Genomic DNA, 1737 nt, shown 5'->3' with positions numbered 1-1737 from the left:
CGGGGCTGGCAACAGCACGGCAGGGCAGATCGTGACCATCCTCGGCGCGAGCTTACGCGAACCGGCTTGGACCGGGGCCGCCCCCGGCTGGACCGTTGATATTGCAACCGGGATCCTGAGCTTCCTCAGCCCACCCTCAGTCGGCGCCAACCTGACGGCCGGTTTTGAATTCGATGTGCCAGTGCGTTTTGACACCGATGATCTGCCCGTCACGCTCGACATCGAGCGTTTGGGGTCGATCACTTCCATCCCTCTGATCGAGGTACGCCGATGAAAACCCTGTCTTCCGGGCTGCAAGCACATCTGGATTCTGGCACCACCACCTTGTCCTGGTGCTGGAAGATCACCCGAAGGGACGGTGCGGTCTATGGCTTTACAGACCACGACCTGGTTCTAATTTTCGCAGGCACCACCTTTGAGCCGGAGAGCGGCTTTGTGCCCTCGGAAATCCGCGCCGCGCAGGATTTCTCGGTCGATGCGCAGGATGTCGAGGGGGCACTGTCCTCGGACCGGATCACCCAAACCGACATTCTGGACGGGCGTTGGGACAATGCCGAGGTCGAGGTCTGGCGGGTGAACTGGGCCTCGACCGACCAGCGCGTGCTGATGCGGCGCGGCAATTTGGGTGACATCAGGCGCGGGCGAACCAGTTTCGTGGCCGAGGTGCGCTCCCTGGCACATTGGCTGAACCAGACCGTTGGGCGGACATATCAGTTTTCCTGCGATGCCGATCTGGGCGATGCCCGCTGCGGCGTGAACCTCGCCTCGCCACTTTGGTCGGCGACCGGGACCGTGGCGACACTCTCCGGCAGTCGGGGTTTCACGGCCGTTGCGCTGGGCAGCTTCGCGAATGGCACCTTTGCGCTGGGTGTCATCAGTTGGACAACCGGCGCAAATGCCGGGCGCAAGGCCGAGATTGCTACTTTCGCCAGTGGTGCCATCACCCTTTTTGAGGCCCCAGTGCGGCCAATCGCCGTGGGTGACGCATTCCTCGCCACGGCGGGCTGCGACAAGCAATTCGCAACCTGTTCGGCCAAGTTCGGCAATGGCGTGAACTTCCGGGGCTTTCCCCACATGCCCGGCGAAGAGGCCGTGCTGCGCTATCCAAATCAGGGCGATGCCAACAACGGCGCGCCCCTCACCTGACGGATTTCCACATGAACGCCATCCCCTTGACCCCGGCCGATCCCTCGGCCGTGCTGACCATCGCACGCGCATGGGCAGGCACGCCCTATCTGCACCAGTCTTCGGTGCAGGGGGTTGGCTGCGATTGCCTTGGCCTCGCGCGCGGGATCTGGCGCGCCTTGCATGGCGACGAGCCATGGGAGGTTCCGCCCTATTCCCGCGACTGGGGCGAGGCGGGCCGCCGTGAGGTCTTGGCCGAAGCCGCCAGGGCTGCACTCATCGAAATCTCCCTTGATGCGGCTGGTCCAGGCACGCTGATCCTGTTTCACATGGCGCCGGGCGTGCCTGCCAAGCATTGCGGCTTGTTGGGGGAGAGCGTGATGCGCCCCAGCCTGATCCATGCCTATGACCGCTCCGGCGTGGTCGAGGAGGCTTTCACCCCGACATGGTCGCGGCGCGCGTCATTTGCGTTCCAGTTTCCGTCCGCGCCCACCGAGGTGATCTGATGGCCTCCATCCTCCTTGCAGCCGCTGGTGCCTCGATCGGCGCGGGCTTTGGTGGCACGATCCTCGGCCTGTCTGGTGCCGTGATTGGCCAGGCGGCGGGGTCGAT

Annotated in this window: 3 protein-coding genes; all 3 read left to right on the top strand. The window is 64.4% G+C overall.

The features are described from left to right. Nucleotides 1-274 (top strand): DUF2460 domain-containing protein (locus tag ACP7AP_RS24145; protein WP_426038462.1); only part of this gene is annotated, 274 nt, incomplete at its 5' end. Continuing rightward, a complete protein-coding gene (locus ACP7AP_RS24140; protein WP_426038460.1) occupies nt 271-1146 on the top strand; it encodes a DUF2163 domain-containing protein in 876 nt (291 codons plus the stop codon). The genes ACP7AP_RS24145 and ACP7AP_RS24140, both read left to right, overlap by 4 nt. An 11-nt stretch (nt 1147-1157) precedes the next feature. Next, a complete protein-coding gene (locus ACP7AP_RS24135) occupies nt 1158-1631 on the top strand; it encodes a peptidase (protein ID WP_426038459.1) in 474 nt (157 codons plus the stop codon). Nucleotides 1632-1737: the final 106 nt, after the last annotated feature.

This window comes from Cypionkella sp. TWP1-2-1b2, from assembly GCF_049896245.1.
In the GTDB taxonomy this organism is placed as follows: domain Bacteria; phylum Pseudomonadota; class Alphaproteobacteria; order Rhodobacterales; family Rhodobacteraceae; genus Cypionkella.
Note: the sequence above shows the minus strand (reverse complement) of the source record. Positions and strands in the feature narration are given on the sequence as shown.